Source organism: Streptomyces sp. DT2A-34 (assembly GCF_030499515.1).
In the GTDB taxonomy this organism is placed as follows: Bacteria; Actinomycetota; Actinomycetes; order Streptomycetales; family Streptomycetaceae; genus Streptomyces.
The window spans coordinates 1,293,857-1,319,252 of the sequence record NZ_JASTWJ010000001.1 but is presented as its reverse complement, the minus strand read 5'-3'; the positions used below and the strand labels follow the sequence as shown (position 1 = coordinate 1,319,252).

The window sequence follows — 25,396 nt, the reverse complement described above, 5'->3', positions numbered from 1 at the left end:
ACCTCAGCGGAGGCTCATGGGGTTGCTCGACGATGGGTACGCAGAGCGCGGGAGCACCGGACCACGACGGACCACCAGGACACCAGGCATTGCGCGGAGGCACGGATGCGCCGGACGGACCCCGAAGACCACGGCCCCGTCCGTTTCGGGCCGCCGCTCCCGGACGACGGGCTGCCCGTGCTGCCCGAACTGGCCGCCGTGCTCGCCGCGGCGGCGGGGCGGGCCGAGAGCGAGCCGGTCGGCGGCGGTGCCGCACTCCTGGAGGCCGCGTGCGGCTACTGGGACCGGCGTGGCCTGCCGACCGAGCCCGGCCGGGCGGTGGCCGCTCCCGGGGCGCCCGCGCTGCTGCTCGCGTTGACCGCCGCGCTCGGCGGCGACGTCCTGGTGCCGCGGCCCTGCGCGGCCTGGTGGGCGCCGTACGCACGCCTGTTGGGCAGACCCGTCTTCCATGTGGCGACACCGGCCGAGTGCGGCGGAGTCCCGGATCCGTACGCCCTTCTGGAGACCGTCCGCCGAGTCCGTGCGGAGGGCGGTGACCCCCGGCTGCTCGTGCTGTCCGTCGCCGACGACCCCACCGCCACGGTGGCCCCGCCCGAAGCGCTGCACGAGACCCTGGAGGCCGCCACCGACGAGGGGCTGCACCTGGTCAGCGACGAGACCTGGCGCGACACCGTGCACGCCCCGCACGACACCGTGCTGCTCAGCCCCGCCGAGATGCTGCCCGACCAAGTCACCGTCGTCACCGACCTGTCCGGCGCCCACCTCCCGCCGGGCTGGCCGGCCGCGGTCGCCCGGTTCCCCGCGGGCGAGGTCGGCGACAGCCTTCACGCGCGCGTGCTCGACGTGCTCACCGCGCTCGGCGCCCGCGTCGCCGGCCCGGTCGCCCTCGCGGCCGGGTACGCGCTGGCCGAGCCCGAGCCGGTCACCGCGCGGGTCACCGCCGCCGTACGCCTGCACGCGCGCGTGGCCGGCGCCATGCACGCGGCCGCTGTGGGGGCCGGGGCCCTGGCACGGCCCCCACAGGCCGGACGGCACCTGTACATCGACCTCGGCCCGCTGCGCGCCGGGCTGTCCGCGCACGACGTGGGGGACGCGCAGGACCTGGAGGACTACCTCGCCGCCCGGCTCGGCCTGCCCGCCCCGGGCGGGCACCGCTTCGGCGACGACCTCGGCGCGCTGCGCGTACGGCTGTCCACCGGGCCGCTGCTGGCCGGCAGCGACGAGGAACGCGCGGAATGCATCACATCACCCTCGCCGTTGGAACTGCCCCACGTGCAACGCGCATTGATCCACTTGAAGACGGTCTTCGACGATCTCCGTGACGACGCTCAGCGATGGGAGCCTCCTCGATGACGCAGCAGTCCGAGTCAGCCATGTCGACCACGCCGCGTACGACGACCACGCCGCGTACGACGACCCGGGAAACCGACGCTCCGGCGGAACCGTCACCACTCTCGCCCCCGTGCCCGCCGCTCGCCGCACCCCGCCCGCTGGGTGAACGCCGGGCGTGGCCGCGGACCTTCCACGACCGTCTCACCGCCCCGCTGCCCGGCTTCAGGACCCTCGCCCGCTTCGCCCGCGAGGGCGCCGTACGCCCCGGCCGCGAGGGCCTGGCCGACATCCCCCGGCTGCCCTTCGAACCGGCCCCGCTGCCCCGCGTGGGCGCGCGCACCGTCGCCGTCTCCTGGGCGGGGCACGCCAGTTGGGTGGTGCGGATCGGCGGGCTGACCGTCCTCACCGACCCCGTCTGGTCGCGCCGCATCCTCGGCACCCCGGCCCGCATCACCCCCGTCGGCATCCCCTGGAGCGCCCTGCCGCGCGTGGACGCGGTGGTCATCAGCCACAACCACTACGACCACCTGGACGCCCCCACGCTGCGCCGACTCCCGCGCGACACCCCCGTGTTCGTGCCGGCCGGCCTCGCGGGCTGGTTCCGTCGCCGCCGCTTCACCCAGGTCACCGAGCTGGACTGGTGGGAAGCGGCCGAACTGTCCGGGGTCCGCTTCGACTTCGTGCCCGCCCACCACTGGTCCAAGCGCACCCTCACCGACACCTGCCGCAGCCTGTGGGGCGGCTGGGTGCTCACCGCCCCCGACGGACAGCGCGTGTACTTCGCGGGCGACACGGGCTACGGCCACTGGTTCCCCCGCATCGGCGGGCGCTACCCCGGCATCGACCTCGCCCTGCTCCCCATCGGCGCCTACGACCCCCGCTGGTGGCTCAGCGACGTCCACTGCGACCCGGAGGAAGCGGTCCGCGCCGCCCAGGACCTCGGCGCGAGGCGGATGGCGCCGATGCACTGGGGCACGTTCGTCCTGTCGGCGGAGCCGGTTCTCGAGCCGCTCACACGCGTGCGGGCGGCTTGGAAGAAGGCGGGGCTGGACCGGGAGGACCTGTGGGACATGCCGGTCGGCGCTTCAAGGGTGCTGTAGTGCGGCCGCCCAGGGGCGCGGGGCTGTATCGATGTGCGGCTCCGCCGCGTGGGCGCGAGCAACCACGAACGACCCGCACTCCGCGACGAATCATCACCTGGCAGATCGAACCCGCCGCCACACACTCGGCGCCACGCTGATGACCAGCGTCAACGCAACCGCCGCGACCACACCCTCCCACGGCTCACTGAACAGCGACCCCCCAAGAATCCCGATCAGCTGATACGTCACCGCCCATGCGAGGCACGCCGGCAAGTTCCCCCGCGCGAACCGCCGCATCGGCCACTTCGCCAGCAGACAGGCCAACATCACCGGCAGCCGCCCCGCCGGCACCAGCCGGGACAGCACCAGCACGGCCACCCCATGCGTGGCGAGCTTCCCCTGCGCCTGAGCGAGCCGTTCCTCCGGGGCGCGCGAGCGGATCGCCTCCAGCCAGCGCGAGCCGTTCTTCGACCGCATCCCGCGCCGCCCCAGCCAGTACAGCGTCGCATCGCCCAGGAACGCGGCGGTCGACGCCGTCAGGAACACCAGCGCCAGCGAGAACGGCGCCGTCTGGTGGAACGCCACCACCGCCGCCGAACTCACCAGCGCCCCGGTCGGCACTATCGGCACCAGCGCCCCGATCAGCACCAGCAGGAACAGCGACGGATAGCCGATCGCCTGCTGCGTCGACTCGGTCGGCACCACCGTCGCCGTGGCGGCCAGCACCGTCACCGGGTCACCTCCAGACGCACGCTCTCCCCGTGTGTGAGCCGGTGCACCGATACGCCGGGCGCGCGCTCCGCCGCGAGCCGCGCGAACTCGTCGCCCGGCGCATGGAATTCATGGGGGCGCACGGCGTCCATGCCGATCGGCCAGTACGTGCCGTAGTGCACCGGCACCGCACTGCGCGGCGCGAGCAGGGCCAGCGCCTCGGCGGCCCGCCCCGCGTCCAGATGCCCCTCCCCGAGATACGGTCCCCAACCGCCCACCGGCAGCAGCGCCACGTCGACCGGCCCGACCTCCTTCGCCATCGACTCGAACAGCCCGGTGTCCCCGGCGAAGTACGTACGGCCCTCGCCCTCGATGACATAGCCCAGGGCGGGGGAGCGGTGCGGTCCGACGGGCAGCCGCCGCCCGTCGTGCCGCGCGGGCACGGCCCGTACGGCCAGCTCGCCCACCGTCGTCACGTCCCCGGGCGCCATCTCGGTCACCCGCAGATGCGTGAGCCGGCGCAGTGCCGGCACCGCGCGGGGCGCACCCCGGGGCACGAGCAGACGGGTGCCCCGCGCCAGCCTCGCCAGGGACGGAACGTGCAGGTGGTCCGCGTGGAGGTGGGAGACCGCGGCGACGTCCGCGCGCCAGGCGCCGGGCGGTGGCAGCGCGCCCCGGCGGCGGCGCAGATGTGCGAGCCGGCGCGCGAACAGGGGGTCGGTGAGAACGCGTACGTTCGAATCGTCGACCGTGCAAGTGGCGTGACCCCACCAGGTGATCTCCACCGGCACCTTCTTTGCCTCCTTCGCGCGACTCCCCGAAGCGTACGGGCTGGAGTAGGGTCGGCGGCGAAACCCGGAGGTGAGGGGGACGCCATGGGGTCATCCGTAGTGCGTGTCACGGCGATCGCCAGTCTGACGCCTCTCGAAGAGCTGGACGCCGACCCCTTCCTGGTGGACTCCCGCAGCCAGCACGCGATGTGCGCGCACTGGGCCGCCGAGCACGGGTACGTCGTCGCGCGCGAACTCCTCGTACGCCGGTTGCGGGCGGACCACAGCGTGCTGTGGGAAGGCGTGCGGCCCGGCCTCGACCTGTTCGTGGCGCCCAGCCGGAGGGTGCTGGAGAGCGCGCTGTCCTCCGTCGAGGAGTTCACCGCGGAGTGCGCCCGGCGGGGAGTGCGGGTGGAGATCGTGGGGCGCGCGGAACCGTTGTACGACGCGCAGATGAAGGCCCGGGTCCATCGGAGACTGTCGATGCCGACGGCCGGCTACGACGGACGTTGACACATTCCAGCCACTCTCAACGCCGGCCCGGGCTTTTCAGCCCGTCCGGCGTTTGAGGACGAGGCCCGTTCAGGGCCGAAGCGGGGGTCTGGGGGCGGCAGCCCTCAGCGGGGTCGAAGGGGCGGAGCCCCTTCAGGATGGGACGGGTAGGGGCGGCGGGGGCGAGAGGGCAGGGCCCGAGCTGTGGCACCGGCCGGTGTCGGTGCCGTGTGCCACGCTGGGGGGCGTAGAGGCCCGGGTCGGGGCGGGGGGTCGGACGTGAGGTGGGCTGGGCGTGCGTGGTGGGCGTTGGCGGCGGGTTGCCAGTCAGGTCGGGCGGAGCGTCACCGTGTGGGCGGTCTCCACCGTCACCATGCTCGTGCTCGCCGGGATCCTGCCCGACTTCCAACTCCAGTCCGCGGACGGTGACAGCGCCACCAGCATCGCCGTCACCGCGGCCCTCGGCGCCGGCGCGTTCGGTCTGCTCTCGGCGATCTTCTGGCCCCTCCTCGTACGGCTCCTGCTGCTGGTGCCCGCCCTGGTGCTCGGCCTGCTGGTGTTCTTCCTCAACGGCTCGCTGCTCATCGTCGCCCTGCGCCTCGTGCCCTCCGGCGACAGCGCGGCCGCCCCCGAGACCGCCGTCATCGTCGCCGCCGTGATGTCCGCCGTCGCCTCCGCCACCGGCGCCGCCCTCGCGGTACGGGACGACGACGCGTACCGGCGCAGGCTGTACCGCCTCGCCGACCGCCGCCGCAGAGCGCTGCCACCCGGCCCGTCCAGCCCCGGCACCGTCTTCCTGCAACTCGACGGCGTGGGCCACGACGTCCTGCGCGCCGCCGTCGACAAGGACCTGATGCCCACAATCGCCCGCTGGCTCGGCGACAGCGCCGGCCATGGCACCGGCGGCGGCGCCCGCCCCACCCACCGGCTCACCCCCTGGCGCACCGACTGGTCCAGCCAGACCGGCGCCAGCCAACTCGGCATCCTGCACGGCAGCAACCACGACGTGCCCGCCTTCCGCTGGTACGAGAAGGCCGGCCGCGAGGTGATGGTCTGCAACCGCCCCACCAGCGCCGCCGAACTCCAGCGCCGCGCCATCGACCGCACCGGCGACGGCGGACTGCTCACCGCCGACGGCGCCAGCCGCGGCAACCTCTTCAGCGGCGGCGCCGACGAGCAGGCCCTCGTGCTGTCCATCGCCACCAAACGCCGCAGCCGCGAGAACCGCTCCCGGGCCGGCTACTTCGCCTACTTCTCCGACCCGGCCAACGCCGTGCGCACCGCCCTGTCCTTCGTCGCCGAGGTCGGCCGCGAGATCGGCCAGTCCACCCGGGCCCGCGCCCGCAAGGTCCGGCCGAGGGTCTCCCGCGGCGGCCTCTACCCGTTCGTCCGCGCCTTCGCGACCGTCGTCGAGCGGGACGTCGTCGTGGCCGCGGTGATGGGCGACATGCTCGCCGGGCGCACCTCCGTCTACGCCGACCTCGTGGCGTACGACGAAGTGGCCCACCACTCGGGGCCGTGCAGCCGGGACGCCGAGAAGGTCCTCGAACGCCTCGACCGGGCTATGGCGTTGATCGAGAAGGTCGCCGAGCATGCGCCGCGGCCGTACCGGTTCGTCGTGCTGTCGGACCACGGCCAGAGCCCCGGCGAGACCTTCCGCGCCCGCTACGGCCTCGGCCTCGGCGACCTGGTGCGGGCCGGCTGCGGGCTGCCCGTGCCGCGCAGGGCGCAGCGCACTCACAGCGGGGCCGAGGCCCGTGCGGCGGTGCGCGCGGCGCTGCGCATCCCCGTCGAGGAGGGCGGCGAGCAGCACCGCCCCTCGCGCCGCCGTTCCGAGCCGATCGTGCTGGCCTCCGGCAACCTCGGCCTGGTCTCCTTCCCGGACGTGCCGCACCGGATGACCAAGGAGGAGATCGACGCCCGCCACCCCGCCCTGCTCGCCACCCTCGCCAACCATCCCGGCGTCGGTTTCCTGCTCGTCCGCAGCGAGAAGCACGGCGGGCTCGTGCTCGGCGCGTACGGCGCGGAGATCCCTCTCGACCAACTGGACGACAAACCCGGGCCGTTGGAGGTCTTCGGGCCGGGCGCCGCCGACGCCGTACGGCGCACGCACTCCTTCCCGAACGTCGCCGACATCATGGTCAACTCCGCGTACGACCCGGCCGACGGCGGCGAGGTCCTCGCCTTCGAGGAGCAGATCGGTTCGCACGGCGGGCTCGGCGGCGCGCAGGGCAAGCCGTTCCTGCTGTCACCGCTCGCCTTCTCCGTGCCGGTCGACGACGGGGAGGACCTCGTCGGCGCCGAGCACGTGCACCGCGTGCTGCGGCGCTGGCTGCGCGAATCGAACGGCCCCCAGGTGCCCTTGGTGGCGGAGCCGGAGGAGCGGGCCGCCTGAAAATCGGCTGCGTCCGAGCGGCCGCAGGCCCACACTGTTCGAGTCGCAAAGTCGCAAACCTCTCGAACACACCCCAAGGAGCACCCTGCGTTGCAGGCAGCCGTCACCGTCACGCCCGCCCGAATCCCCGAACTCCTCCTCGGCCTCGCCACCGTGCGGCCGGTCTTCCTCTGGGGCGCCCCCGGCATCGGAAAGTCTTCCCTCGTCAGGGATTTCGCCGAGTCGCTGGGGCTGGAGTGCGTGAGTCTGCTCGGCACCCAGCTCGCGCCGGAGGACCTGATCGGCGTGCCGCAGATCCGGGACGGGCGGTCGGTGTTCTGCCCGCCGGAGGCGATCGCCCGCGACGAGCCGTACTGCCTGTTCCTGGACGAGCTCAACGCGGCCACCCCGGATGTGCAGAAGGCGTTCTACTCGCTGATCCTGGACCGCCGTATCGGCAACTACGAGCTGCCCAAGGGCTCCATCGTGATCGGCGCCGGCAACCGGGCGACGGACAACGCCCTGGCCCGCCCCATCGCCTCCGCGCTGGTCAACCGCCTGACCCACGTCCACCTTCAGGCCTCCGCCAAGGACTGGCTGGCCTGGGCCGCGAACAACGGCATCCATCCGTGGATCCTGGACCACCTCACCGACCGGCCCGACCACCTGTGGTCCAAGCCGCCGAAGACCGAGGAGCCGTTCTCCACGCCCCGCTCCTGGCACATGCTCTCCGACGCCCTGCACTCCTTCGGCCAGGGCCTCGACGAGGCGACGCTGAAGCTGCTCGCGCACGGCACGCTGACGCCCGTGCACGCCACCGCGTTCTGCGGCTACGTCAAGATCGTGCGCAGCCAGTTCGGCATCGAGGCGATCATCAAGGGCGACGCCCGCTGGCCGCACCGTATGGAGGACCGCGACCTGCTGTACTACCTCGCCGAGTCCTTCCGCGGGCGCCTCGTCAAGGAGCTGCCCGTCAGCAAGGAGCACATGTCGGCGAGCGGCCGGCAGACCGCGTACCGCGCCAAGTCGCTGCTGGTGCAGCTCGCGGAGATCTCCGTCGAGGTCGCCCAGAGCGTCATCGCCTCCGACGCCGACGGCAACCCCGTCCTGCCCGCCTGGTTCCTGGTCGAGGCGGCGCGGGACATGCCGCGGCTGGTGGAGGCGCGGCGATGAGCCGCACCGGCGGCAAGGGGCACAAGGGCGGCAAGCAGGACAAGAAGCGGGAGCGCGCGGAGCAGGCCCTCGCACAGGGGCTGAGCCTGGTGCGAGCCAACCCGGCGCTGTCGACGGTCGAGTTCACCCTGTGCCGCGCCGAGGAGTGCGTACAGGCGCCCCGCGAGGGCCTCGTCCGCGTCGACTCCGACGGCACGCTGCACGTCCGCGCCGACCGGCTCGCCGAACCCGCCGCCTGGGCCTGGGCCATCGCCCACGCCGTCCTGCACCTCGGCTTCGGACACGTCCCCGCCGCGAAGGGCGTGCCCGTGCAGCCCGACCGCTGCGCCGTCACCGCCGGCTGCGTCGTCGTCAACCGCTTCCTGCTCAACTTCCCCATCGGGCAGACCCCGGACCACCTGCCCCTGTCGTACCCGGACGGCGACGAGGAGCAGCTCGCGGCGGGGTGGCGGCAGGGCGGCATCCCGGCCGCGTACGAGCGCTGCGGCACGGCCGGCTCGGAAACCGACCAGCTGCTGGTGGAGTGGCAGAGCTGGTTCGGTCAGCCTCCGGACCACCAGCTGGCCTTCGCCACCGCCCTGACCCGCACCGTCTCCACCGCGATGGACATGGCGGGCGGACGCCGCGACTCCATGGACGGCGAGCCGGTCAAGAAGCGGCCCTGGCAGTGGGCGCTGGAGTGGTTCATCACCTCCTACCCGCTGCTCGGCGGCATCGCGGCCGGCATCAAGCTGGTCGCCGACGCCGAACTCGCCCGCGCCCACGGCATCTCCGTCGCCGCCGTCAACGCCGAGGCCGGCGAGATCTACATCAACCCGCTGCGGACCTTCGGGGACGAGGAATGGCGGTTCATCCTCGCCCACGAGATGCTGCACGCCGCCCTGCGCCACGGCGACCGCTGCGGCGCCCGCGACCCGTACCTGTTCAACGTCGCCTGCGACTACGTCATCAACGGCTGGCTGCGCGAGATGCAGATCGGCGAGATGCCCCAAGGGCTGCTGTACGACGCCCGGTTCACCGGCCTGTCCGCCGAGGAGGTGTACGACCGGATCGTCGGCGACCTGCGCCGGATGCGCCGCCTGGCCACCCTGCGCGGCAAGGGCGTCGGCGATGTCCTGGGCGCCCCGCTCGGCCCGCCCGGCGACACTTGCGACCTCGACGAGTTCTACCGCCGGGGCCTCTCGCACGGCCTGGACCTGCACCAGCAGCAGGAGCGCGGCTTCCTGCCCGGCGGCCTGGTCCAGGAGATCCGCGCGCTGAGCCATCCGCCGCTGCCCTGGGACGCCCGACTGGCCCGCTGGTTCGACGAGTTCGTGCCGCGCCCCGAGCCGGTGCGGTCGTACGCCCGTCCCTCGCGCCGCCAGTCGTCGACGCCCGACATCCCGCGCGCGGGCCGCTGGTTCCCGCCCGAGGAGATCGCCCGCTGCACCTTCGGCGTGGTCCTGGACACCTCCGGCTCCATGGGAGCCGTCCTGCTCGGCAAGGCGCTGGGCGCCATCGCCTCCTACGCGGCGGCCCGGGACGTACCGGCGGCGCGGGTGGTGTTCTGCGACGCGGCCCCGTACGACGCCGGGTATGTGCCGGTGACGGAGATCGCCGGGCGGGTACGGGTGCACGGCCGGGGCGGTACGGTCCTGCAGCCCGGGATCGACCTGCTGCAGCGCGCGGACGACTTCCCGCCGGGCGCGCCCGTCCTGGTCATCACGGACGGCTGGTGCGACGTGTTGCGGGTGCGGCGCGAGCACGCGTACCTGATCCCCCAGGGTCGTCGCCTGCCGTTCACCCCGCGTGGGCCGGTCTTCCGGGTGCAGTGAGCCCGAGTGTGATCGGATGGGGGACACGGAACCCGTACCCGGGACCTCCCCGTAAGCATGTGAAGGGATTCATCGTGGCAACCACGCGCTCCGCACACACCGTGTGGGAAGGCAACCTGTTCAAGGGCAACGGCGTCGTCTCCTTCGACTCCTCCGGCAGCATCGCCGAGCAGCCGGTGACGTGGGCGTCGCGCGCCGAGGACGCGAACGGCAAGACCAGCCCGGAGGAGCTGATCGCCGCCGCCCACTCCAGCTGCTACTCCATGGCCTTCTCGAACATCCTCGACAAGGCCGGCACCCCGCCGACCAAGCTGGTCACCTCCGCCGACGTGACCTTCCAGCCCGGGGAAGGGATCACCGGAATCCACATCACCGTCGAGGCCACGATTCCGGGCATCTCCGAGGAGGACTTCCAGGCCAGGGCCGAGGACGCCAAGGTCAACTGCCCGGTCAGCCAGGCGCTGAAGGCGGTGCCGATCACGCTGTCGGCGAAGTTGGCGTAGCGGGTCGCCTACGGGGGTGCCGCGGCGGCTGTGTGGCGTCTGCGGCGCCGTGGGGGCTTGTCGCGCCCACGCGGCGGAGCCGCATATCGATACAGCCCCGCGCCCCTTGGGGGGCGGCCCTGCGGGCCTGCCCCCCAAGGATCCCCCGCGCAGAGACTGAGCGGGCGCTCAGTTCCCGTTTGGTACCCGTCCCCCCGGTCACCCGTCCCATTGACAAGAACCCACTCAAGTTTTGTGCTGGAGTTCAAGGGGCGCCCTGGCGGAAGGGGACAGCGATGGCACGCGCGGTCGGGATCGATCTCGGGACCACGAACTCGGTGGTGGCCGTCCTTGAGGGCGGCGAGCCCACGGTCGTCGCCAACGCGGAGGGGGCCAGGACCACACCGTCGGTCGTGGCCTTCGCCAAGAACGGCGAGGTACTCGTGGGTGAGGTGGCCAAGCGGCAGGCGGTGACGAACGTCGAGCGCACCGCCCGCTCGATGAAGCGGCACATGGGTGACGGACCCTGGCGCTTCCCGGAACAGGGGGACATCGACGGCGCCCGCTACCGGGCGCAGGAGCTGTCGGCCCGGGTGCTGCAGAAGCTGAAGCGGGACGCCGAGTCCTATCCTGGGCGAGGACGTCACCGACGCGGTGATCACCGTGCCCGCGTACTTCGACGACGCCCAGCGGCAGGCCACCAAGGAGGCCGGGGAGATCGCGGGCCTGAAGGTCCTGAGGATCATCAACGAGCCCACGGCCGCCGCCCTCGCCTACGGCCTCGACCGGGGCGAGGAGCAGACGGTGCTGGTCTTCGACCTCGGCGGCGGCACCTTCGACGTCTCGCTGCTGGAGATCGGCGACGGCGTCATCGAGGTCAAGGCCACCAACGGCGACACGCACCTGGGCGGCGACGACTGGGACCAGCGGGTCGTCGAGCACCTCGTGAAGAAGTTCAAGGGGCAGTACGGCATCGACCTCGGCAACGACAAGATGGCGCTGCAGCGGCTGCGCGAGGGCGCCGAGAAGGCCAAGATCGAGCTGTCCTCCTCCTCCGAGACGACGATCAACCTGCCCTACATCACCGCCTCCGCCGAGGGCCCCCTGCACCTCGACGAGAAGATGACCCGCGCCCAGTTCCAGGAGCTCACCGCCGACCTCCTCGACCGCTGCAAGACCCCCTTCCACCAGGCGGTCAAGGACGCCGGCATCAAGCTCTCCGCGGTCGACCACGTCATCCTCGTCGGCGGCTCCACCCGCATGCCCGCCGTCACCGACCTCGTCAAGGAACTCACCGGCAAGGACCCGCACAAGGGCGTCAACCCCGACGAGGTCGTGGCCGTCGGCGCCGCCCTCCAGGCGGGCGTCATCCGCGGCGACGTCAAGGACGTCCTGCTGCTCGACGTCACCCCGCTGTCCCTCGGCATCGAGACCAAGGGCGGCATCATGACGAAGCTCATCGAACGCAACACGACGATCCCCACCCGGCGTTCGGAGATCTTCACGACGGCCACCGACAACCAGCCCTCCGTCGGCATCCAGGTCTACCAGGGCGAACGCGAGATCGCCGCGTACAACAAGAAGCTCGGCGTCTTCGACCTCACCGGCCTGCCGCCCGCGCCGCGCGGCGTCCCGCAGATCGAGGTCGCGTTCGACATCGACGCCAACGGGATCATGCACGTCTCCGCCAAGGACCTCGCGACGGGCCGCGAGCAGAAGATGACGGTGACGGGCGGCTCGGCGCTCCCGAAGGACGACATCGACCGCATGATGCGGGAGGCCGAGCAGTACGCCGAGGAGGACCGCAACCGCCGCGAGGCGGCCGAGACCCGCAACCAGGCCGAGCAACTCGTCTACCAGACCGAGAAGTTCATCCGCGACAACGAGGACAAGGTCCCGGCGGACACCAGGTCGGAGGTCGAGTCGGCGGTCACGGAACTGAAGCGGCAACTGGAGCAGAACGCCGACACGAGCGCCCTGCGCACGGGAATCGAGAAGCTCGCCTCGGTCAGCCAGAAGATGGGCCAGGCGATGTACGCGTCGGCCTCCGGCGGTTCGGCCGATGAGCCGAAGGCGAGCGCCCCTGACGAAGAGGGCGTGGTGGACGCGGAGATCGTCGACGACGAGAAGGAGCAGAAGGGCGGGGCGGCCTAGCGACGGCTCGTCTCCCCGCCCTGTTTGTCCGGGCGCGGTCCCAGCTGTCGGGGGTCACGCGCCCGGTACACCACATACGGCCGGAACAGATACTGCACCGGCGCACTGAACATGTGCACCAGCCGCGTGTACGGCACCAGCGCGATCAGCACCATGCCGAACACCGCGTGCACCTGGTACAACACCGGCACACCCGCCATCAGGTCGGTGTCCGGCCGGAGAGCGAACAGGCCCCGGGCCCATGGTGCGATGGACTGACGGTAGTCGTACCCGTCGCCGGAAGCGTGGGCCAGTTCGGCGACCATGCCCAGCACGATCGCCGCGAGCAGGACGACGTACATGAGCTTGTCGTTGGCGGTCGTCGCACGGAAGACGGGGGCGTTGGCGCGGCGGCGGTATAGAAGCAACAGGATCCCGGCGACCGTGAGCACGCCGGCCGCCGTGCCGCCGTAGAGGGAGAACAGGTGGTAGGTGTGCTCGCTGACGCCCAGCGTGTCTGTCCAGGACTCCGGGATGAACAGACCCACCACATGGCCGACCAGCACGAACAGGATGCCGTAGTGGAAGGCGGGCGAGGCGATGTTCAGGAGCTTCGACTCGTACACCTGGGACGAGCGTGCGGGCCGGCCGAACCGGTCGTAGCGGTGGCGCCAGACGAGGCCGGCGACGAGCAGGGCGAACGTGACGTAGGGCAGGACGCCCCACAGGAGTGTGGTCATGGCCGCGCCCCCGTCTGTGCGGTCGGAAGGGTGGCGCATACGGCGTCCAGGACGGACGCGTACGGTGTGCCGAAGTCGGTGAGCCGGGAGCGGAGCTCTTCCAGGGCGTCCCGGTGTTCCAGCAGGAGGTCGGTGTTGCCGGTGCGGGCCGTGAACTCCAGTACCGCGGGCAGGAAGTCGGGCAGCTCCTCGCCGGTGCACTCCAGCCCGTGCGCGCGGTAGACGTCCTTGAAGCGGACCAGCGACATGCCACGCCGCCGCGTGTCCCCGTCGCGCCACCAGCTCAGGTGCAGGCTGTGGCGGTTCCCGAAGTCGAAGACCTGGACGTAGTGGGCGGCCAGCTCCTGCGGGGGCGTGACCCTCGCGTGGTCGGTGAACTCGCGTAGTTGCGGGGCGGCTTCGCGCAGGAGCGGCAGGCGGGCGCGGAAGTCGTCGTCGGGGTAGGTCAGGCAGAGCGCGGCCGCCTGGTAGAGCACCTCGAAGGACGGCATCAGGCCTCCTCGGTGTCGGCTGTGAGGGTGGTGTGCGCCGCGTCGTCCGCGGTCTGTCGTCCGCGCAGGAGGTGGAAGTTCTCCACCGGCACCAGCGGCAGCAGCTTGCGGCCCGAGTCCCGGCCGAAGGGGCCGTCCCCGCCCATCCCGGGCCCGCCGTCGTAGTCGAGGCTGCAGCCCTCCGGGAGCGCCGACTCCTCCAGTCGCCGGGCGTCCCCGACGGCGGCCGTCGGAATCACGTACCGGTCCTCGGACTTGGCGATCGCCAGCAGCCGGTACATCTGCTCGATCTCGTAGACCCCCATGCCCACCGCGGCCGGCACCGAAGGATCCGGCTCCTCGCCGAGGTTGACCGCCCGCATGTGGGAGCGCATCGCGGCCAGCTTCTCCAGCGAGGACCGGACCGGGCCGACGTCACCGGCCGTGAACAACTCCGCCAGGTACTCCAGCGGGATGCGCAGACTGTCGATCGCGCCGAACAGGTTGCCCGCGTCCTCACCGTCGTGCCCGGTCTCCGACAGCGCGTCCACCACCGGGGAGAGCGGCGGGATGTACCAGACCATCGGCATCGTCCGGTACTCCGGATGCAGCGGAAGCGCCACCCGGTACTTGCTGATCAGCGCGTGCACGGGGGAGCGACGGGCGGCCTCCAGCCAGTCGTCCGGGATCCCCGCGTCCTCGCACGCCCGCCGCACCGCGGTGTCCTCGGGGTCGAGAAAGACACCCAACTGCGCCTCGTACAAGTCGCGTTCGCCGCGCACCGAGGCGGCGGCCGTCACCTTGTCGGCGTCGTACAGGATCACCCCGAGATAGCGCAGCCGTCCCACGCACGTCTCCGAGCAGACCGTCGGCAGACCGACCTCGATCCGCGGATGGCACATCGTGCACTTCTCGGCCTTGCCGGTGCGGTGGTTGAAGTACACCTTCTTGTACGGGCATCCCGTCACGCACATCCGCCAGCCCCGGCACCGGTCCTGGTCGACGAGGACGATGCCGTCCTCCGCCCGCTTGTACATCGCGCCGGACGGGCACGACGCCACGCAGGACGGGTTGAGGCAGTGCTCGCAGATGCGCGGCAGGTAGAACATGAAGGTCTGCTCGAACTCGAACCGCACCTTGTCCGAGGCGTGCCGGCGTGCCCGCTCGACCATGGGGTCCAGGTCACCGTATGCCGGGGCGTCGCCGCCCGGCGGGGCGTCGGTGAGGTTCTTGTAGTCGTACGTCCAGGGCTCGTAGTAGTCCTTGATGTCCGGGAGTTCGGGGTCGGAGAAGATCCCGGCGAGCTTGCGCAGCCGCCCGCCCGCCTTCAGTTTCAGCGCGCCGCGCCGGTTCAGTTCCCAGCCACCGCGCCAGCGCTCCTGGTCCTCGTAGCGGCGCGGGTAGCCCTGGCCGGGGCGGGTCTCGACGTTGTTGAACCAGACGTACTCCATGCCCTGCCGATTGGTCCACGCCTGTTTGCAGGTGACCGAGCAGGTGTGGCAGCCGATGCACTTGTCGAGGTTCATCACCATCGCGATCTGGGCCATCGGACGCATCAGTACTCGACCTCCTGGCTGCGGCGGCGGATGACCGTCACCTCGTCGCGCTGGTTGCCCGTCGGGCCCAGGTAGTTGAACGCCCAGGACAACTGGGCGTAGCCGCCGATGAGATGGGACGGCTTGAGGGCCATCCGGGTGAGTGAGTGGTGGATGCCGCCGCGCCTGCCGGTGGCCTCCGTCTTCGGGACGGCCACCGTGCGTTCCTGCGCGTGGTGCATGGAGACCGTGCCGGGCGGCATGCGGTGCGAGACGACGGCCCGGGCGGCGACCACGCCGTCGTGGTTGACGGCCTCGACCCAGTCGTTGTCCACGACGCCGATCGCCTCCGCGTCCTGCGGGGACATCCAGATGTTCTGGCCGCCGCGGGAGAGGGCCGACAGGAAGAGGTCGTCCTGGTACTCGGAGTGGATGGACCACTTGTCGTGCGGGGTGAGGTGACGCACCGTCACCTCCCGTTGCCCGTCCGGGCCGAGGCGCGGCTCGCCGAGGAGTCTGTTCATGTCCAGCGGTGGCCGGTAGACCGGGAGTGCCTCGCCCAGCTCGTGGATCCAGTCGTGGTCCAGGAAGAAGTGCTGGCGGCCGGTGAGGGTGTGCCAGGGCTTGAGATGCTCGGTGTTGAGCGTGAAGGCCGTGTAGCGGCGCCCGCCCGACTCGCTGCCCGACCACTCCGGCGAGGTGATCACCGGCACGGGCGCGGCCTGGGTGTCCGCGTACGTGATCCGCTTGCCCTCGTGCTCGGCCGTCAGGTGCGCCATCTCCTGCCCGGTGCGGGCCTCCAGCGTGCGCAAGCCCTGGGTGGCGAGGCGGCCGTTGGTGGTGCCGGAGAGGGCGAGGACGGTGTTCGCCGCCTTCACCGCCGTATCGAGCAAGGGGCGGCCGTCGGGGGTCACGCCGTTCAGCCGCCGGAGGTCCTCGACCTCCTCGTCCGCCCTCAGCGTGATGCCCTTGGCCGGCAGGCCGAGCTGCTCCACCAGCGGACCGAGCGAGGCGAACTTCGCGCCGATCGCCGTGTAGTCCCGCTCGACGACGGTCAGGTTCGGCATGGTCTTGCCGGGTACGGGATCGCACGCGCCGCGCTTCCAGTCCCGGACGACCCCGCCCGGCTGGGCGATCTCGCCCGGGGTGTCGTGCTGGAGCGCAGTCGCGACCAGGTCCTTGCGCGCCCCCAGATGGCCGACGGCGAGCTCACTGAGCCGCTCGGCCAGCGCCTTGAACGTGTCGAAGTCGGTGCGGGCCTGCCACGGCGGATCCACGGCCGGGGTGATGGAGTGCATGCAGGGGTGCATGTCCGTGCTGGACAGGTCGTGCTTCTCGTACCAGGTCGCGGCCGGCAGGACGACGTCCGACAGCAGCGTGGACGACGTCTGCCGGAAGTCCAGCGTGAGCAGCAGATCGAGCTTGCCCGCGGGCGCCTCGTCGCGCCAGGTCACCTCCCGCGGCCGTACGTCCTCGGCAGCCTCCTCCGCCTGGAGGGACGAGTGCGTGCCCAGCAGGTGCCGGGTGAAGTACTCGGCCCCCTTGGCCGACGAGCCGAGCAGGTTGGCCCGCCACAGCGTCAGCACCCGCGGCCAGTTCTCCGGCGCGTCCGGGTCCTCGCAGGCGAACTTCAAGGAGCCCGCCCGCAGTTCGGCCACCACCCGCGCCACCGGATCGCCGAACAGCTCGCCCAGCTCCAGCGGATTGCGGTCGAAGGTCGGATACGACGGCATCCACCCCGCACGCGCCGACAGCGCCAGACAGTCCGCGCCCGCCATCCCCCGGAACCGGCCCGTGCCGAGCGGCGAGGCCAGCATGTCGGCCGTGAACCGGTCGTAGCGCCACTGGTCGGTGTTGAGGTACCAGTACGCCGTGCCGATCATCTGGCGCGGCGGCCGCGACCAGTCCGACGCGGCCGCGAGCGTCGCCCAGCCGGTCACCGGACGGCACTTCTCCTGGCCCGCGTAGTGCGCCCAGCCGCCGCCGTTGCGGCCCTGGCAGCCGGTGAGCTGGAGCAGCGCGAGGAAGGCGCGGTAGATCGTCTCGGAGTGGAACCAGTGGTTGGTGCCGGGGCCCATCAGGATCATGCAGCGGCCGTGAGACCGCTCGGCGGTCTGCGCGAACTCCCTTGCGATTCGTATGCACTTGCTTGCCGGGACGGAGGTGTGGGCCTCCTGCCAGGCCGGGGTGCCGGGAGCGTCGGCGTCGTCGTAGGAGGCGGGCCAGGCGCCGGGGAGCCCGGGACGCGGTACACCGTATTGAGCCAACAGTAGGTCGTATACGGTCGTCACGAGGTGTCCGGTCGACCCGCCCAGCCGCGTCGCCGGCACCCCGCGCCGCACAACCGCCCCGCGCCCCTGCCCGTGCGCCCCGCCCTCGGTGTCGAAGCGCGGCAGCAGCACCTCGACGCCAGCGGCGACCTCACTGCCGTACAGGGTCAACCGCGGGCGTATCTCGCCGAGTTCGAGATTCCATCTGCCCTCGCCCGACTCGGACCAGCGGAAGCCGAGCGAGCCGTTCGGGGCGACCGCGCGGCCCGTCACCTCGTCGAGTACGACCGTCTTCCACTCGGCGCTCCCGCCCCCCTGGCCCAGTTCGCAAGCGCGCAGGAACTTCGCGGGGACGTAGGCACCGTCCCGCTCCTCCAGCGTGACCAGGAAGGGCAGGTCGGTGAACTGCCGTACGTAGTCCGCGAAGAACGGGGTCTCACGGTCGACGAAGAACTCCTTGAGGATGACGTGTCCCATGGCGAGGGCCAGCGCGCCGTCCGTGCCGGGGTGCGGGTGGAGCCACTCGTCGGCGAACTTGGCGTTGCCGGCGTGGTCGGGGGCGACGACCACGACCTTCTGGCCCCGGTAGCGGGCCTCCGCCATCCAGTGGGCGTCGGGTGTGCGGGTCGCCAGGACGTTCGAGCCCCACCTCATCAGATACGCCGCGTCCCACCAGTCGCCCGACTCCGGTACGTCGGTCTGGTCGCCGAATACCTGCGGGGAAGCCACGGGCAGATCGGCGTACCAGTCGTAGAACGACAGCATCGGGGCGCCGATCAGGGAGTGGAAGCGGGCGCCCGCCGCGTGCGACACCATCGACATCGCGGGGGCGGGGGAGAAACCGGCGATGCGGTCGGGGCCGTACGTCTTGATGGTGTGGACGTGCGCGGCGGCGACGAGCTCGATCGCCTCGTCCCAACTCGCCCGCACCATACCGCCGTTGCCGCGCGCCCGCTGGTAGCGGCGGCGGCGCTCGGGGTCGTTCTGGACGTCCGCCCAGGCCAGGACGGGGTCGCGCAGGCGTTCCTTCGCCTCCCGGTACATCTCCAGGAGCACGCCGCGGATGTACGGGTGGCGGACCCGGGTGGGGGAGTAGGTGTACCAGGAGAAGGCGGCGCCGCGGGGGCAGCCGCGGGGCTCGTAGTCGGGGCGGTCGGGGCCGACGCTCGACCGATCCCGGGAGAAGGCGTCCGCCTCCCGCCCGCCGGTCAGCTCCACGCTGTGCCGATCGGGCGCGGGCGTGCCCGGCCGGAAGAACCTGCCCGCCTTCAGCAGCGCCGCGCCCGGCTCGGCCGGCGGGTCGGCGGGCGGCTCGGCGGGCTGGGTGGGCGGTATCCGCGTGTCGGTCACAGGCGCTCCCTTGCTTGCCCTGGTCCCGAACCTAGGGCGAGGCGCGGGAGCGCACCCCTTCACGGCAGCCGTACGGGTCAGTTCTTGCGGGCGACCCCCGCGTACACCGGCACGATGCCCTCCGCCTGGGCCGCCACGTCCGCCGGCTCCGGACGCCAGCCGTGGACGGGGATGACGCCGGGGCCGAGCAGTTCCAGGCCGTCGAAGAAGCGGGAGAACTCGGCCAGCGACCGGGGGAAGAAGGGGGTGCCGCTGCGCCGGAACTGGTTCGCCGCGTTCTCGATGGCCTCCGGGCTGAGGTCCGGGGTGACCTGGGACAGGATCAGATAGCTGCCCGGGGCGAGCGCGGCAACGTACTTCCCCAGCAGGCCGTACACGTCGTCGCCGTCCGGATCGTCGCCCAGGTAGTGGGTCAGCGCGACCAGCGACAGCGCGACCGGCTCGGCGAAGTCCAGCGACTCGCCCGCCCGGCCCAGCAGGGCATCGACGTCGCGCACATCGGCGTGCACGTAGTCGGTGCTGCCCTCGGGGGTGCCGTGCAGCAGCGCCTGCGCGTGCCGCAGCACGATCGGGTCGTTGTCCGCGTAGACGACCTTGGACTGAGGGGTGACGCCCTGTGCCACCTGGTGCAGGTTGGGCTCGGTGGGGATGCCGGTGCCGATGTCCAGGAACTGGCGTATCCCGGCCTCGGCGGCGGTGCGCACGGCCCGGTGCATGAACCGGCGGTTGGCACGCGCCCCGCGCAGGACCGTGCCGTCCACGGCGAGGATCTTCCGGGCCAGCTCCTCGTCCACCGGGTAGTTGTCCTTGCCGCCCAGCCACCAGTCGTAGACGCGGGCCGGATGCGGTCGGCTGGTGTCGACGCGGGTGGGCTCGGCCTTGGATCCGGTCATGCGGTGTGTTCTCCTCGGGTCTCGGATCTCGGAACGGAGCTGGGGGAGTCACTCGGAAGTCGCCGCACGGGGCGCGAAGGTTGCCGTGAAGGACCGGGAGGATCGGGGCGTGCGCCGCTCAGGAGTCCTCGCGTCAGGAGTTCTCGCGTCAGAAGTCCTCGCGATGCTCCCGCAGGATCTTCTTCGTGCGCTCGGCCGACGCGGCGGCCGTCGACATGTGGTCCAGGACCTCCAGATGCGCGGCGACCTCCTTGCGGGAGTCGAGATACAGGGCGCCGGTCAGGTACTCGGTGTAGACCATGTCGGGCAGCTCGGGCTCGGCGAAGCGGAACAGCGTGAAGGGGGCGTATGTCCCCGGGTGCGGGCCGGAGGCGAACTCGGCGATCTGCAGGGTGACCCGGTCGCGCTCGGCGAACTCCAGGAGCTTGTCCACCTGGTCGCGCATCACCTCGCCGCGGACGCTCACCGGGCGCCGCAGCACCGTCTCGTCCATGATCACCCACAGGTGGGGCGGGTCCGGGCGCTCCAGCAGCCGCTGCCGCGCCATGCGCAGCGCCACATGCCGCTCGATGGTCTCCGGCCCCGTCTGCCCGATCGTCCCCGCCTCCATCACGGCACGCGCGTACTCCTCCGTCTGCAGCAGACCGGGCACGAAGTGCGGCTCGTAGGAGCGGATGATGCGGGCGGCGCCCTCCAGACTGACGTACAGGCTGAACCAGTCCGGCAGCACGTCGTGGAACCGCTGCCACCAGCCCGGCAGGTTGGCCTCCTCGGCCAGGGCGACGAACGCGGCCGCGTCCTCCTCGGGCACCCCGTACGTCTCCAGCAGCACCTGCACGTACGGGATCTTCAGCGCGACCTCGGCGGTCTCCATGCGGCGTACGGTCGCCGCGGCCACCCGCAGGACCCGTGCGGCCTCGTCACGGCCCAGGCCGGCCGCCTCGCGCAGCTCCTGCAGGCGCTTGCCGAGCACCACCTGGCCCACGGTGGGGGCCGGTCGCCGCTCACTCACGCCACACCCTCCCCTACGGGCCGAAAGTACGGAGGCAGTGTGCCATGCTCCGGGTGCCCATGGGGTGGCCACTGTTGTATGCGGTCTGCGGGTTCTTGGGGGCTGGTCGCGCCCACGCGGCGGAGCCGCATATCGATACGGATCCGCGCCCCTGGAGGGCGTTGCCCGCACGTCGGCCGAACAGCCGACCGCATTACCTTGCGGGTAATCGACCCGTCTGCCCATCCGCGGGATCGTGAAGGTACCGAGTCCCGGGACGGCGCACTCCGTCCCGGGATCCGGGTCCGGCACCGCAACTCGACCTCGACGGAGGGTGATTCGTCATGTCCGCCACCTCGCTCGCCTCGCTCGCCCGGACCTCCGACCCGCAGACCGTGCTGCGCCGATTCCTGGCCCTGGACGCGGTGGTGACCGGGGCGAACGGGCTCGCCTATCTCGTCGCGTCCGGTCCGCTGGGGCGGCTGCTCGGAGTCGACAGGGCGCTGCTGCTCGCACTCGGTGCCTTCCTCACCGTCTACGCCGCCGCCGTCGGCCTGCTCGCCTCCCGTGCCCGCCCCGCCGCGTTCCCGGTGCGGGCCGTGATCGAGGCCAACCTCGCCTGGGCGGTGCTGAGCCTCGTGGCCCTCCTGGTGTGGCTGACGCCGACCACGGCGGGCGCGGTGTGGACCGTGCTCCAGGCGCTCACCGTGGCCGGGTTCGCCGGGTTGCAGTACGCGGCACTGAAGGGCCGTCAGGACATCAGCGACTGAAGGTACTTGACCGTCGCCGGGTCGGCCGGGAGGAGCGTTTCGATGGCCAGCTCGGCGACGGTCACGTCCATGGGGGTGTTGAAGGTCGAGATGGAGGAGATGAAGGACAGGACCCGGCCCTCGTGCTCGACCTGCATCGGCAGCGCGAAGTACGGGACGGGCTCGGCGGGTTCGGCGTCCGACGCCTCGTCCGGCACCGGGTACGCCGCCACCTCCTCGTACAGCCGGCGCAGCGGCTCGGAGCGGTGCAGCGCGATCTGCCGGTCCATCTGGGCGAGCAGATGCCCGCGCCACTCGCGCAGGTTGCGGATGCGCGGCGCGAGACCCTCCGGGTGCAGGGTCAGACGCATCGCGTTCAGCGGGGGCGCGAGAAGGTGTTCGGGGATGCCGTCGAGCAGCATCAGGACGCCCCGGTTGGCCGCGTGGACGTTGTACATCGCGTCGACCACGAGGGCCGGGTAGGGCTCGTAGCCCTGGATCAGCTGCTCCATGCCCGCGCGGACGGCGTCCAGTGCGGGATCGTCCAGCGGGGTCTCCGGGTAGCGCGGGGCGTAGCCGGCCGCCAGCAGCAGCGCGTTGCGCTCGCGCACCGGCACCTCCAGGTGCTCGGCCAGCCGCAGCACCATCTCCTCGCTCGGCCGCGAACGGCCCGTCTCGATGAAGCTGATGTGCCGCGCCGAGGAGTCGGCCCGCAGCGCCAACTCCAGCTGACTGACGCGCCGTTGCACCCGCCAGGCCCGTAGCAGGGGGCCGACGCCCTGCTCGGCGGGGGTAGTGGCAGGCGTGGCAGCGCCCGACGGGACAATGGTCATGAATACGACCGTAGTCGAGTAGCGCGTGGAATGAAGCCGTGGATGTCGTCTCTGGCGGACGAGGCCGTGTACCGGGCCCGAGTACGTGGCTGTCTGCTGGGCGGTGCCCTCGGTGACGCCCTCGGCTATCCGATCGAGTTCAGCTCCTTGGAACGGATCCGTGCCGCCAACGGTGACCGCGGGGTCACGGGACTCCTCTTCGCCGGTGACAGCGACGTGGCCCGCATCAGCGACGACACGCAGATGACCCTTTCACCGCCGAGGCGCTCATCCAGGCCCACCAGCGGGAGCGGCTCAGGGGCATGGGCGGTGGCTGGGCCGTCCTGGTGCGCTGGGCGTACGAACGCCGGCTGGAGACCCAGCGCCACCCCGGCCCGGAGCACGCCGCACCGCCGCAGAGCGGTGCCCCCGAGGGCGGGCTCATCACCCAGGCATGGCTGTACGCCCCCGACCCGCTGCTCGCGCTCGATGGCAAGCCGGGCGAGGTCAACCCCGACTCCAAGGGCTGCGGCGCGGTGATGCGCTCGGCACCCTTCGGCCTGATGAACACCGCCGACGGAGCCTTCGCCATGGCCGCCCGCGCCGCCCAGATCACCCACGGTCACCCCACCGGCTACTGCGCGGCGGGCGCTCCCCCAGAAGGGGGGACCCCCAGGCCGCGATCGTGGCGCACCTCGTCGCGGGCGACTCCCTGGAAGGCGCGGTCCTGCGCACACTACGGCTGCTGCGCCGCCACCCCGGCCACGAGGAGACCTCGGCCGCGCTCACCGAGGCCGTCGACCTGGCCGAGCAGGGCTCACCCACCGCCGAGAAGGGCGAGTCCCTGGGGGAGGGCTGGGTCGCCGAGCAGGCCCGCGCCATCGGCGTGTACCGCGCGCTCGTCACCCCCTCCGTGCGGGACGCCCTGCTGCTGTCCGTCAACCACTCGGGCGACAGCGACTCCACCGGCTCCGTCTGCGGAAACCTGCTGGGCGCCCGGTACGGCGACCTGGGCCTCCCGCACGACTGGCTGGAACGCGTCGAGGGCCGGGCGCAGATCGCCGCGCTCGCCGACGACCTGGCGGCCGAAGGTGTCCGCCGCTGACCATCGGGGAACCCGTCTGACCAGGGCCGCCGCACACCCCGGCTGTGGCCGGCTGAAGACGACCCCTCCCGCAACCCTCCCGTTCAGGAAGGAGCGAGGCCATGCCCCTCGAACCGCTGTCGCAGAAGGAGATCGAGGACCGGCTCGCGGAGCTGCCGGGCTGGTCACTGGACGGCGACCGCATCGCCCGCTCCTACCGGCTCCCCTCGCACTTCGCGGCCACGGCGATGGTCGTGCACATCGCCCAGGTCCAGGAGGAGCTCGACCACCACTCCGACCTCACCCTCGGCTACAACACGGTGTCCGTCACCGTGAACACCCACACCGTGAGCGCGGTGACCGAGCGGGACTTCGCCCTCGCCCGGAAAATCGAGGATCTCGCTCCCGGCCACGGGGCACACTGACGGGCGTGCTGGACTACGACAAGGAAGCGGAGCGGTACGACGCCTCGCGCGGCGGCGAGCCCCGGGCGGCGGCCGCGGCCGAGGCGGTGCTGGGGCTCCTGCCGGACGGGACCCGGCGCCTGCTCGACGTCGCCTGCGGCACCGGCATCGTGACGCGTCGGCTCGCCGCCGCCCGGGACGGCCTGTGCGTGACCGGTGTCGACCTCGCGCCCGGCATGGCCCGGCAGGCCGCCGCCCGCCTGCCCGGCGCCGTCCTGCTCGCCGACAGCCGCCGGCTGCCGCTGCGGGACGGCCGGTTCGACGCCGTCAGCAGCGTGTGGCTGCTCCACCTGGCGCAGACCGACGAGGACGTGCGGACCATCGTCGGTGAGTGCGCCCGGGTGCTGCGGCCCGGCGGGGTGTACATCACCACGGTCGACAAGGCCGCCGCGCACAACGTGGGCAGTGACATCGATGCCGTGCTGGCCTCCCGCCCGCGCCGCCCGGCCCGGGACGAGGCGGCGCTCGTCGAGTCGTACGCCCTCGACCACGGCCTGGTCCCGGCCGGGCAGGCCCGCTTCACCGGCCGCGGCCAGGGACGCAGCCCCCGCCGTACGGTCGCCGACCTGCGCCGGGGCTGGTTCGTCGCCCTGCCGCCCGGCGGCGCGCTCGCCGACGAGTTCGCCGCCCGGCTGGCGGGACTGCCGGACCAGGACCGACCCCGGCCGGACCCGGTGTTCAGCCTCCGGGCGTATCGGAAGCCCGAGTGAAGTCCATGACCCAGTTGGTCAGCCAGGTCTCCCCGCCGTCGACGGAGAACGCCTGCTCCCAGCGGGCCGAGCCGGCGGATACGCCCGACCAGACGAACCGCACCCGCACGTCCTTCGCGTCGTGAGTGTCGTCGCCGTAGAACTCCCCGTGGTCGCCCTCGAACCGGCCGATGACCGGCGGGAACAGCTTGCCGCTGCCGCTGGAGGACCAGTTCAGCGACCAGCGCTCGGTCTCCCGGTCGAACAGGCGCAATGTCAGCCCCTTCGAGCCCAGGTACGGCATGTCGATCTCGTCGACATTGGCGGCCCCGTCGAACAACGGCCGGCAGTGGCTGGTCGCCGGGAATTCCTCCCAGCCGCTGTCCGGGTCGAGGAAGTCGGTGCGGCGGCGGTTGAGGACCTCCCACTCGCCGTGGAAGAAGTCGAAGTCGTGCGGGCTGCTCATGCGCGGTCTCCAGTGGTTCCTGGGGGCAGGGAGTCGGCCAAGTAGGCCTTGAGGTCCGGGACTTCGGGCGCGAGCAGGTGCCGCACCCAGGCGTCCCGTTCGTGCAGGATCGGCGGGAGTTCCCAGACGCAGCCGATCCACGGCAGGTCGGGCGTGACGAAGTGGGTCGGATCGTGGTCGGGGCAGCCCAGCACCGGCTGGCCCGCCGCCGCGCCCTTGAAGTGCAGGACGTTGTCCCACACCCAGCTGTAGGCGTTCAGGTAGGCGCCGTCGTCGCCGCCCCGGTGCAGGACCACGAACGTCGCGGGCGGGGTGCCGTCCGGCTCCGGTAGCAGGTCCGGCAGGGTCTCGTACGCCGCCTTCTCCACCTCGGGCGCGATGCCCGCGGGGTCGGCGGTGACGTGGTAGCGCTTGATCCAACGCCCTGCCACCTCGATCGGCGGGGGCACGGTCAGCAGTTTCTCGGCGAAGGCCGGTTTCTCCGTGAAGGCCATGACGGCACGCTAGGAGCCCTTCACTG

The 25,396-nt window shown here is 72.0% G+C and carries 21 protein-coding genes and 2 pseudogenes; 12 read left to right on the top strand and 11 right to left on the bottom strand.

Annotated features, from left to right (window positions below; genetic code table 11):
• The first annotated feature begins 105 nt into the window (after nucleotides 1-105).
• Together QQM39_RS05675 and QQM39_RS05670 are read left to right on the top strand one after the other, a co-directional pair.
• On the top strand, nucleotides 106-1,353 hold the full coding sequence (locus QQM39_RS05675) for an aminotransferase class I/II-fold pyridoxal phosphate-dependent enzyme (RefSeq protein WP_301995522.1): 1,248 nt from the start codon (nucleotides 106-108) through the stop codon (nucleotides 1,351-1,353).
• On the top strand, nucleotides 1,350-2,432 hold the full coding sequence (locus tag QQM39_RS05670; protein WP_301995521.1) for an MBL fold metallo-hydrolase: 1,083 nt from the start codon (nucleotides 1,350-1,352) through the stop codon (nucleotides 2,430-2,432). Before QQM39_RS05675 ends, QQM39_RS05670 begins: the two co-directional genes overlap by 4 nt.
• A 93-nt stretch (nucleotides 2,433-2,525) precedes the next feature.
• Here the strand turns inward: QQM39_RS05670 and QQM39_RS05665 are convergent, their stop codons facing one another.
• Nucleotides 2,526-3,146 (bottom strand): DedA family protein, encoded by a 621-nt coding sequence (locus QQM39_RS05665; RefSeq protein WP_301995520.1) that lies wholly within the window; start codon nucleotides 3,144-3,146, stop codon nucleotides 2,526-2,528.
• The gene (locus tag QQM39_RS05660; protein ID WP_301995519.1) at nucleotides 3,143-3,916 is read right to left on the bottom strand and encodes an MBL fold metallo-hydrolase; all 774 of its coding nucleotides are present in this window, start codon (nucleotides 3,914-3,916) and stop codon (nucleotides 3,143-3,145) included. Before QQM39_RS05660 ends, QQM39_RS05665 begins: the two co-directional genes overlap by 4 nt.
• Before the next feature lie 84 nt (nucleotides 3,917-4,000).
• Here QQM39_RS05660 and QQM39_RS05655 point away from each other — a divergent pair, with 84 nt between their 5' ends.
• The 6 genes and pseudogenes from QQM39_RS05655 (at nucleotide 4,001) to dnaK (ending at nucleotide 12,384) form a co-directional block, all read left to right on the top strand.
• The gene (locus QQM39_RS05655) at nucleotides 4,001-4,408 is read left to right on the top strand and encodes a hypothetical protein (RefSeq protein WP_301995518.1); all 408 of its coding nucleotides are present in this window, start codon (nucleotides 4,001-4,003) and stop codon (nucleotides 4,406-4,408) included.
• A 328-nt stretch (nucleotides 4,409-4,736) separates the two neighbouring features.
• On the top strand, nucleotides 4,737-6,782 hold the full coding sequence (locus QQM39_RS05650; RefSeq protein ID WP_301995517.1) for a phage holin family protein: 2,046 nt from the start codon (nucleotides 4,737-4,739) through the stop codon (nucleotides 6,780-6,782).
• A gap of 90 nt (nucleotides 6,783-6,872) precedes the next feature.
• Complete coding sequence (locus tag QQM39_RS05645) at nucleotides 6,873-7,934, top strand: ATP-binding protein (protein WP_301995516.1); 1,062 nt, start codon at nucleotides 6,873-6,875, stop codon at nucleotides 7,932-7,934.
• Nucleotides 7,931-9,748, top strand: a complete 1,818-nt coding sequence (locus QQM39_RS05640; RefSeq protein WP_301995515.1) for a hypothetical protein — start codon at nucleotides 7,931-7,933, stop codon at nucleotides 9,746-9,748. Before QQM39_RS05645 ends, QQM39_RS05640 begins: the two co-directional genes overlap by 4 nt.
• 74 nt (nucleotides 9,749-9,822) lie before the next feature.
• Nucleotides 9,823-10,251, top strand: coding sequence for an OsmC family protein (locus QQM39_RS05635; protein ID WP_301995513.1), 429 nt, complete (start codon nucleotides 9,823-9,825; stop codon nucleotides 10,249-10,251).
• Between the two features lie 275 nt (nucleotides 10,252-10,526).
• Nucleotides 10,527-12,384: pseudogene (gene dnaK / locus QQM39_RS05630) on the top strand (molecular chaperone DnaK).
• Here dnaK and narI read toward each other — a convergent pair.
• From narI to QQM39_RS05600, 6 genes are all read right to left on the bottom strand, one after another.
• Nucleotides 12,381-13,103 (bottom strand): respiratory nitrate reductase subunit gamma, encoded by a 723-nt coding sequence (narI, locus tag QQM39_RS05625; RefSeq protein WP_301995512.1) that lies wholly within the window; start codon nucleotides 13,101-13,103, stop codon nucleotides 12,381-12,383. The pseudogene dnaK and the gene narI overlap by 4 nt on opposite strands.
• Nucleotides 13,100-13,594, bottom strand: coding sequence for a nitrate reductase molybdenum cofactor assembly chaperone (narJ, locus tag QQM39_RS05620; RefSeq protein ID WP_301995511.1), 495 nt, complete (start codon nucleotides 13,592-13,594; stop codon nucleotides 13,100-13,102). The genes narI and narJ overlap by 4 nt, the downstream gene beginning before the upstream one ends.
• Nucleotides 13,594-15,129 (bottom strand): nitrate reductase subunit beta, encoded by a 1,536-nt coding sequence (locus tag QQM39_RS05615; protein WP_301995510.1) that lies wholly within the window; start codon nucleotides 15,127-15,129, stop codon nucleotides 13,594-13,596. Before QQM39_RS05615 ends, narJ begins: the two co-directional genes overlap by 1 nt.
• Nucleotides 15,129-18,713 (bottom strand): nitrate reductase subunit alpha, encoded by a 3,585-nt coding sequence (locus tag QQM39_RS05610; protein ID WP_302003492.1) that lies wholly within the window; start codon nucleotides 18,711-18,713, stop codon nucleotides 15,129-15,131. The genes QQM39_RS05615 and QQM39_RS05610 overlap by 1 nt, the downstream gene beginning before the upstream one ends.
• Before the next feature lie 92 nt (nucleotides 18,714-18,805).
• Entirely contained in the window at nucleotides 18,806-19,621 is an 816-nt protein-coding gene (locus QQM39_RS05605; protein WP_301995509.1) for an SAM-dependent methyltransferase, read from the bottom strand.
• Between the two features lie 148 nt (nucleotides 19,622-19,769).
• Nucleotides 19,770-20,633 carry a helix-turn-helix transcriptional regulator gene (locus QQM39_RS05600; RefSeq protein ID WP_301995508.1) on the bottom strand — a complete coding sequence of 288 codons (864 nt, stop codon included), beginning with the start codon at nucleotides 20,631-20,633 and terminating at the stop codon, nucleotides 19,770-19,772.
• A gap of 323 nt (nucleotides 20,634-20,956) precedes the next feature.
• On the opposite strand from QQM39_RS05600, the gene QQM39_RS05595 reads away from it, so the two are divergent.
• A complete protein-coding gene (locus tag QQM39_RS05595; RefSeq protein ID WP_301995507.1) occupies nucleotides 20,957-21,382 on the top strand; it encodes a hypothetical protein in 426 nt (141 codons plus the stop codon).
• Here QQM39_RS05595 and QQM39_RS05590 read toward each other — a convergent pair.
• The gene (locus QQM39_RS05590) at nucleotides 21,364-22,194 is read right to left on the bottom strand and encodes a helix-turn-helix domain-containing protein (protein ID WP_301995506.1); all 831 of its coding nucleotides are present in this window, start codon (nucleotides 22,192-22,194) and stop codon (nucleotides 21,364-21,366) included. The genes QQM39_RS05595 and QQM39_RS05590 overlap by 19 nt on opposite strands.
• Before the next feature lie 42 nt (nucleotides 22,195-22,236).
• Between QQM39_RS05590 and QQM39_RS05585 the strand changes: the two are divergent.
• From QQM39_RS05585 to QQM39_RS05575, 3 genes and pseudogenes are all read left to right on the top strand, one after another.
• Nucleotides 22,237-23,278, top strand: a pseudogene (locus tag QQM39_RS05585) (ADP-ribosylglycohydrolase family protein).
• A gap of 101 nt (nucleotides 23,279-23,379) precedes the next feature.
• Nucleotides 23,380-23,682: a 4a-hydroxytetrahydrobiopterin dehydratase gene (locus QQM39_RS05580; protein WP_301995505.1), complete on the top strand. Its 303-nt coding sequence runs from the start codon at nucleotides 23,380-23,382 to the stop codon at nucleotides 23,680-23,682.
• Nucleotides 23,683-23,687: 5 nt separating this feature from the next.
• Entirely contained in the window at nucleotides 23,688-24,431 is a 744-nt protein-coding gene (locus QQM39_RS05575) for a class I SAM-dependent methyltransferase (protein ID WP_301995504.1), read from the top strand.
• On the opposite strand, the gene QQM39_RS05570 is transcribed toward QQM39_RS05575, so the two are convergent.
• Together QQM39_RS05570 and QQM39_RS05565 are read right to left on the bottom strand one after the other, a co-directional pair.
• Nucleotides 24,400-24,876, bottom strand: a complete 477-nt coding sequence (locus QQM39_RS05570) for a hypothetical protein (protein WP_301995503.1) — start codon at nucleotides 24,874-24,876, stop codon at nucleotides 24,400-24,402. The two genes, QQM39_RS05575 and QQM39_RS05570, sit on opposite strands and share 32 nt — an antisense overlap.
• On the bottom strand, nucleotides 24,873-25,370 hold the full coding sequence (locus QQM39_RS05565) for a hypothetical protein (RefSeq protein WP_301995502.1): 498 nt from the start codon (nucleotides 25,368-25,370) through the stop codon (nucleotides 24,873-24,875). The genes QQM39_RS05570 and QQM39_RS05565 overlap by 4 nt, the downstream gene beginning before the upstream one ends.
• Nucleotides 25,371-25,396 lie beyond the last annotated feature (26 nt).

Coding starts and splice junctions, on each gene's coding strand:
- QQM39_RS05675 (WP_301995522.1), top strand. CDS start 106: ATGCGCCGGACGGACCCCGAAGACCACGGCCCCGTCCGTTTCGGGCCG.
- QQM39_RS05670 (WP_301995521.1), top strand. CDS start 1,350: ATGACGCAGCAGTCCGAGTCAGCCATGTCGACCACGCCGCGTACGACG.
- QQM39_RS05655 (WP_301995518.1), top strand. CDS start 4,001: ATGGGGTCATCCGTAGTGCGTGTCACGGCGATCGCCAGTCTGACGCCT.
- QQM39_RS05640 (WP_301995515.1), top strand. CDS start 7,931: ATGAGCCGCACCGGCGGCAAGGGGCACAAGGGCGGCAAGCAGGACAAG.
- narI (WP_301995512.1), bottom strand. CDS start 13,103: ATGACCACACTCCTGTGGGGCGTCCTGCCCTACGTCACGTTCGCCCTG.
- narJ (WP_301995511.1), bottom strand. CDS start 13,594: ATGCCGTCCTTCGAGGTGCTCTACCAGGCGGCCGCGCTCTGCCTGACC.
- QQM39_RS05615 (WP_301995510.1), bottom strand. CDS start 15,129: ATGCGTCCGATGGCCCAGATCGCGATGGTGATGAACCTCGACAAGTGC.
- QQM39_RS05605 (WP_301995509.1), bottom strand. CDS start 19,621: ATGACCGGATCCAAGGCCGAGCCCACCCGCGTCGACACCAGCCGACCG.
- QQM39_RS05595 (WP_301995507.1), top strand. CDS start 20,957: ATGTCCGCCACCTCGCTCGCCTCGCTCGCCCGGACCTCCGACCCGCAG.
- QQM39_RS05590 (WP_301995506.1), bottom strand. CDS start 22,194: ATGACCATTGTCCCGTCGGGCGCTGCCACGCCTGCCACTACCCCCGCC.
- QQM39_RS05580 (WP_301995505.1), top strand. CDS start 23,380: ATGCCCCTCGAACCGCTGTCGCAGAAGGAGATCGAGGACCGGCTCGCG.
- QQM39_RS05570 (WP_301995503.1), bottom strand. CDS start 24,876: ATGAGCAGCCCGCACGACTTCGACTTCTTCCACGGCGAGTGGGAGGTC.
- QQM39_RS05565 (WP_301995502.1), bottom strand. CDS start 25,370: ATGGCCTTCACGGAGAAACCGGCCTTCGCCGAGAAACTGCTGACCGTG.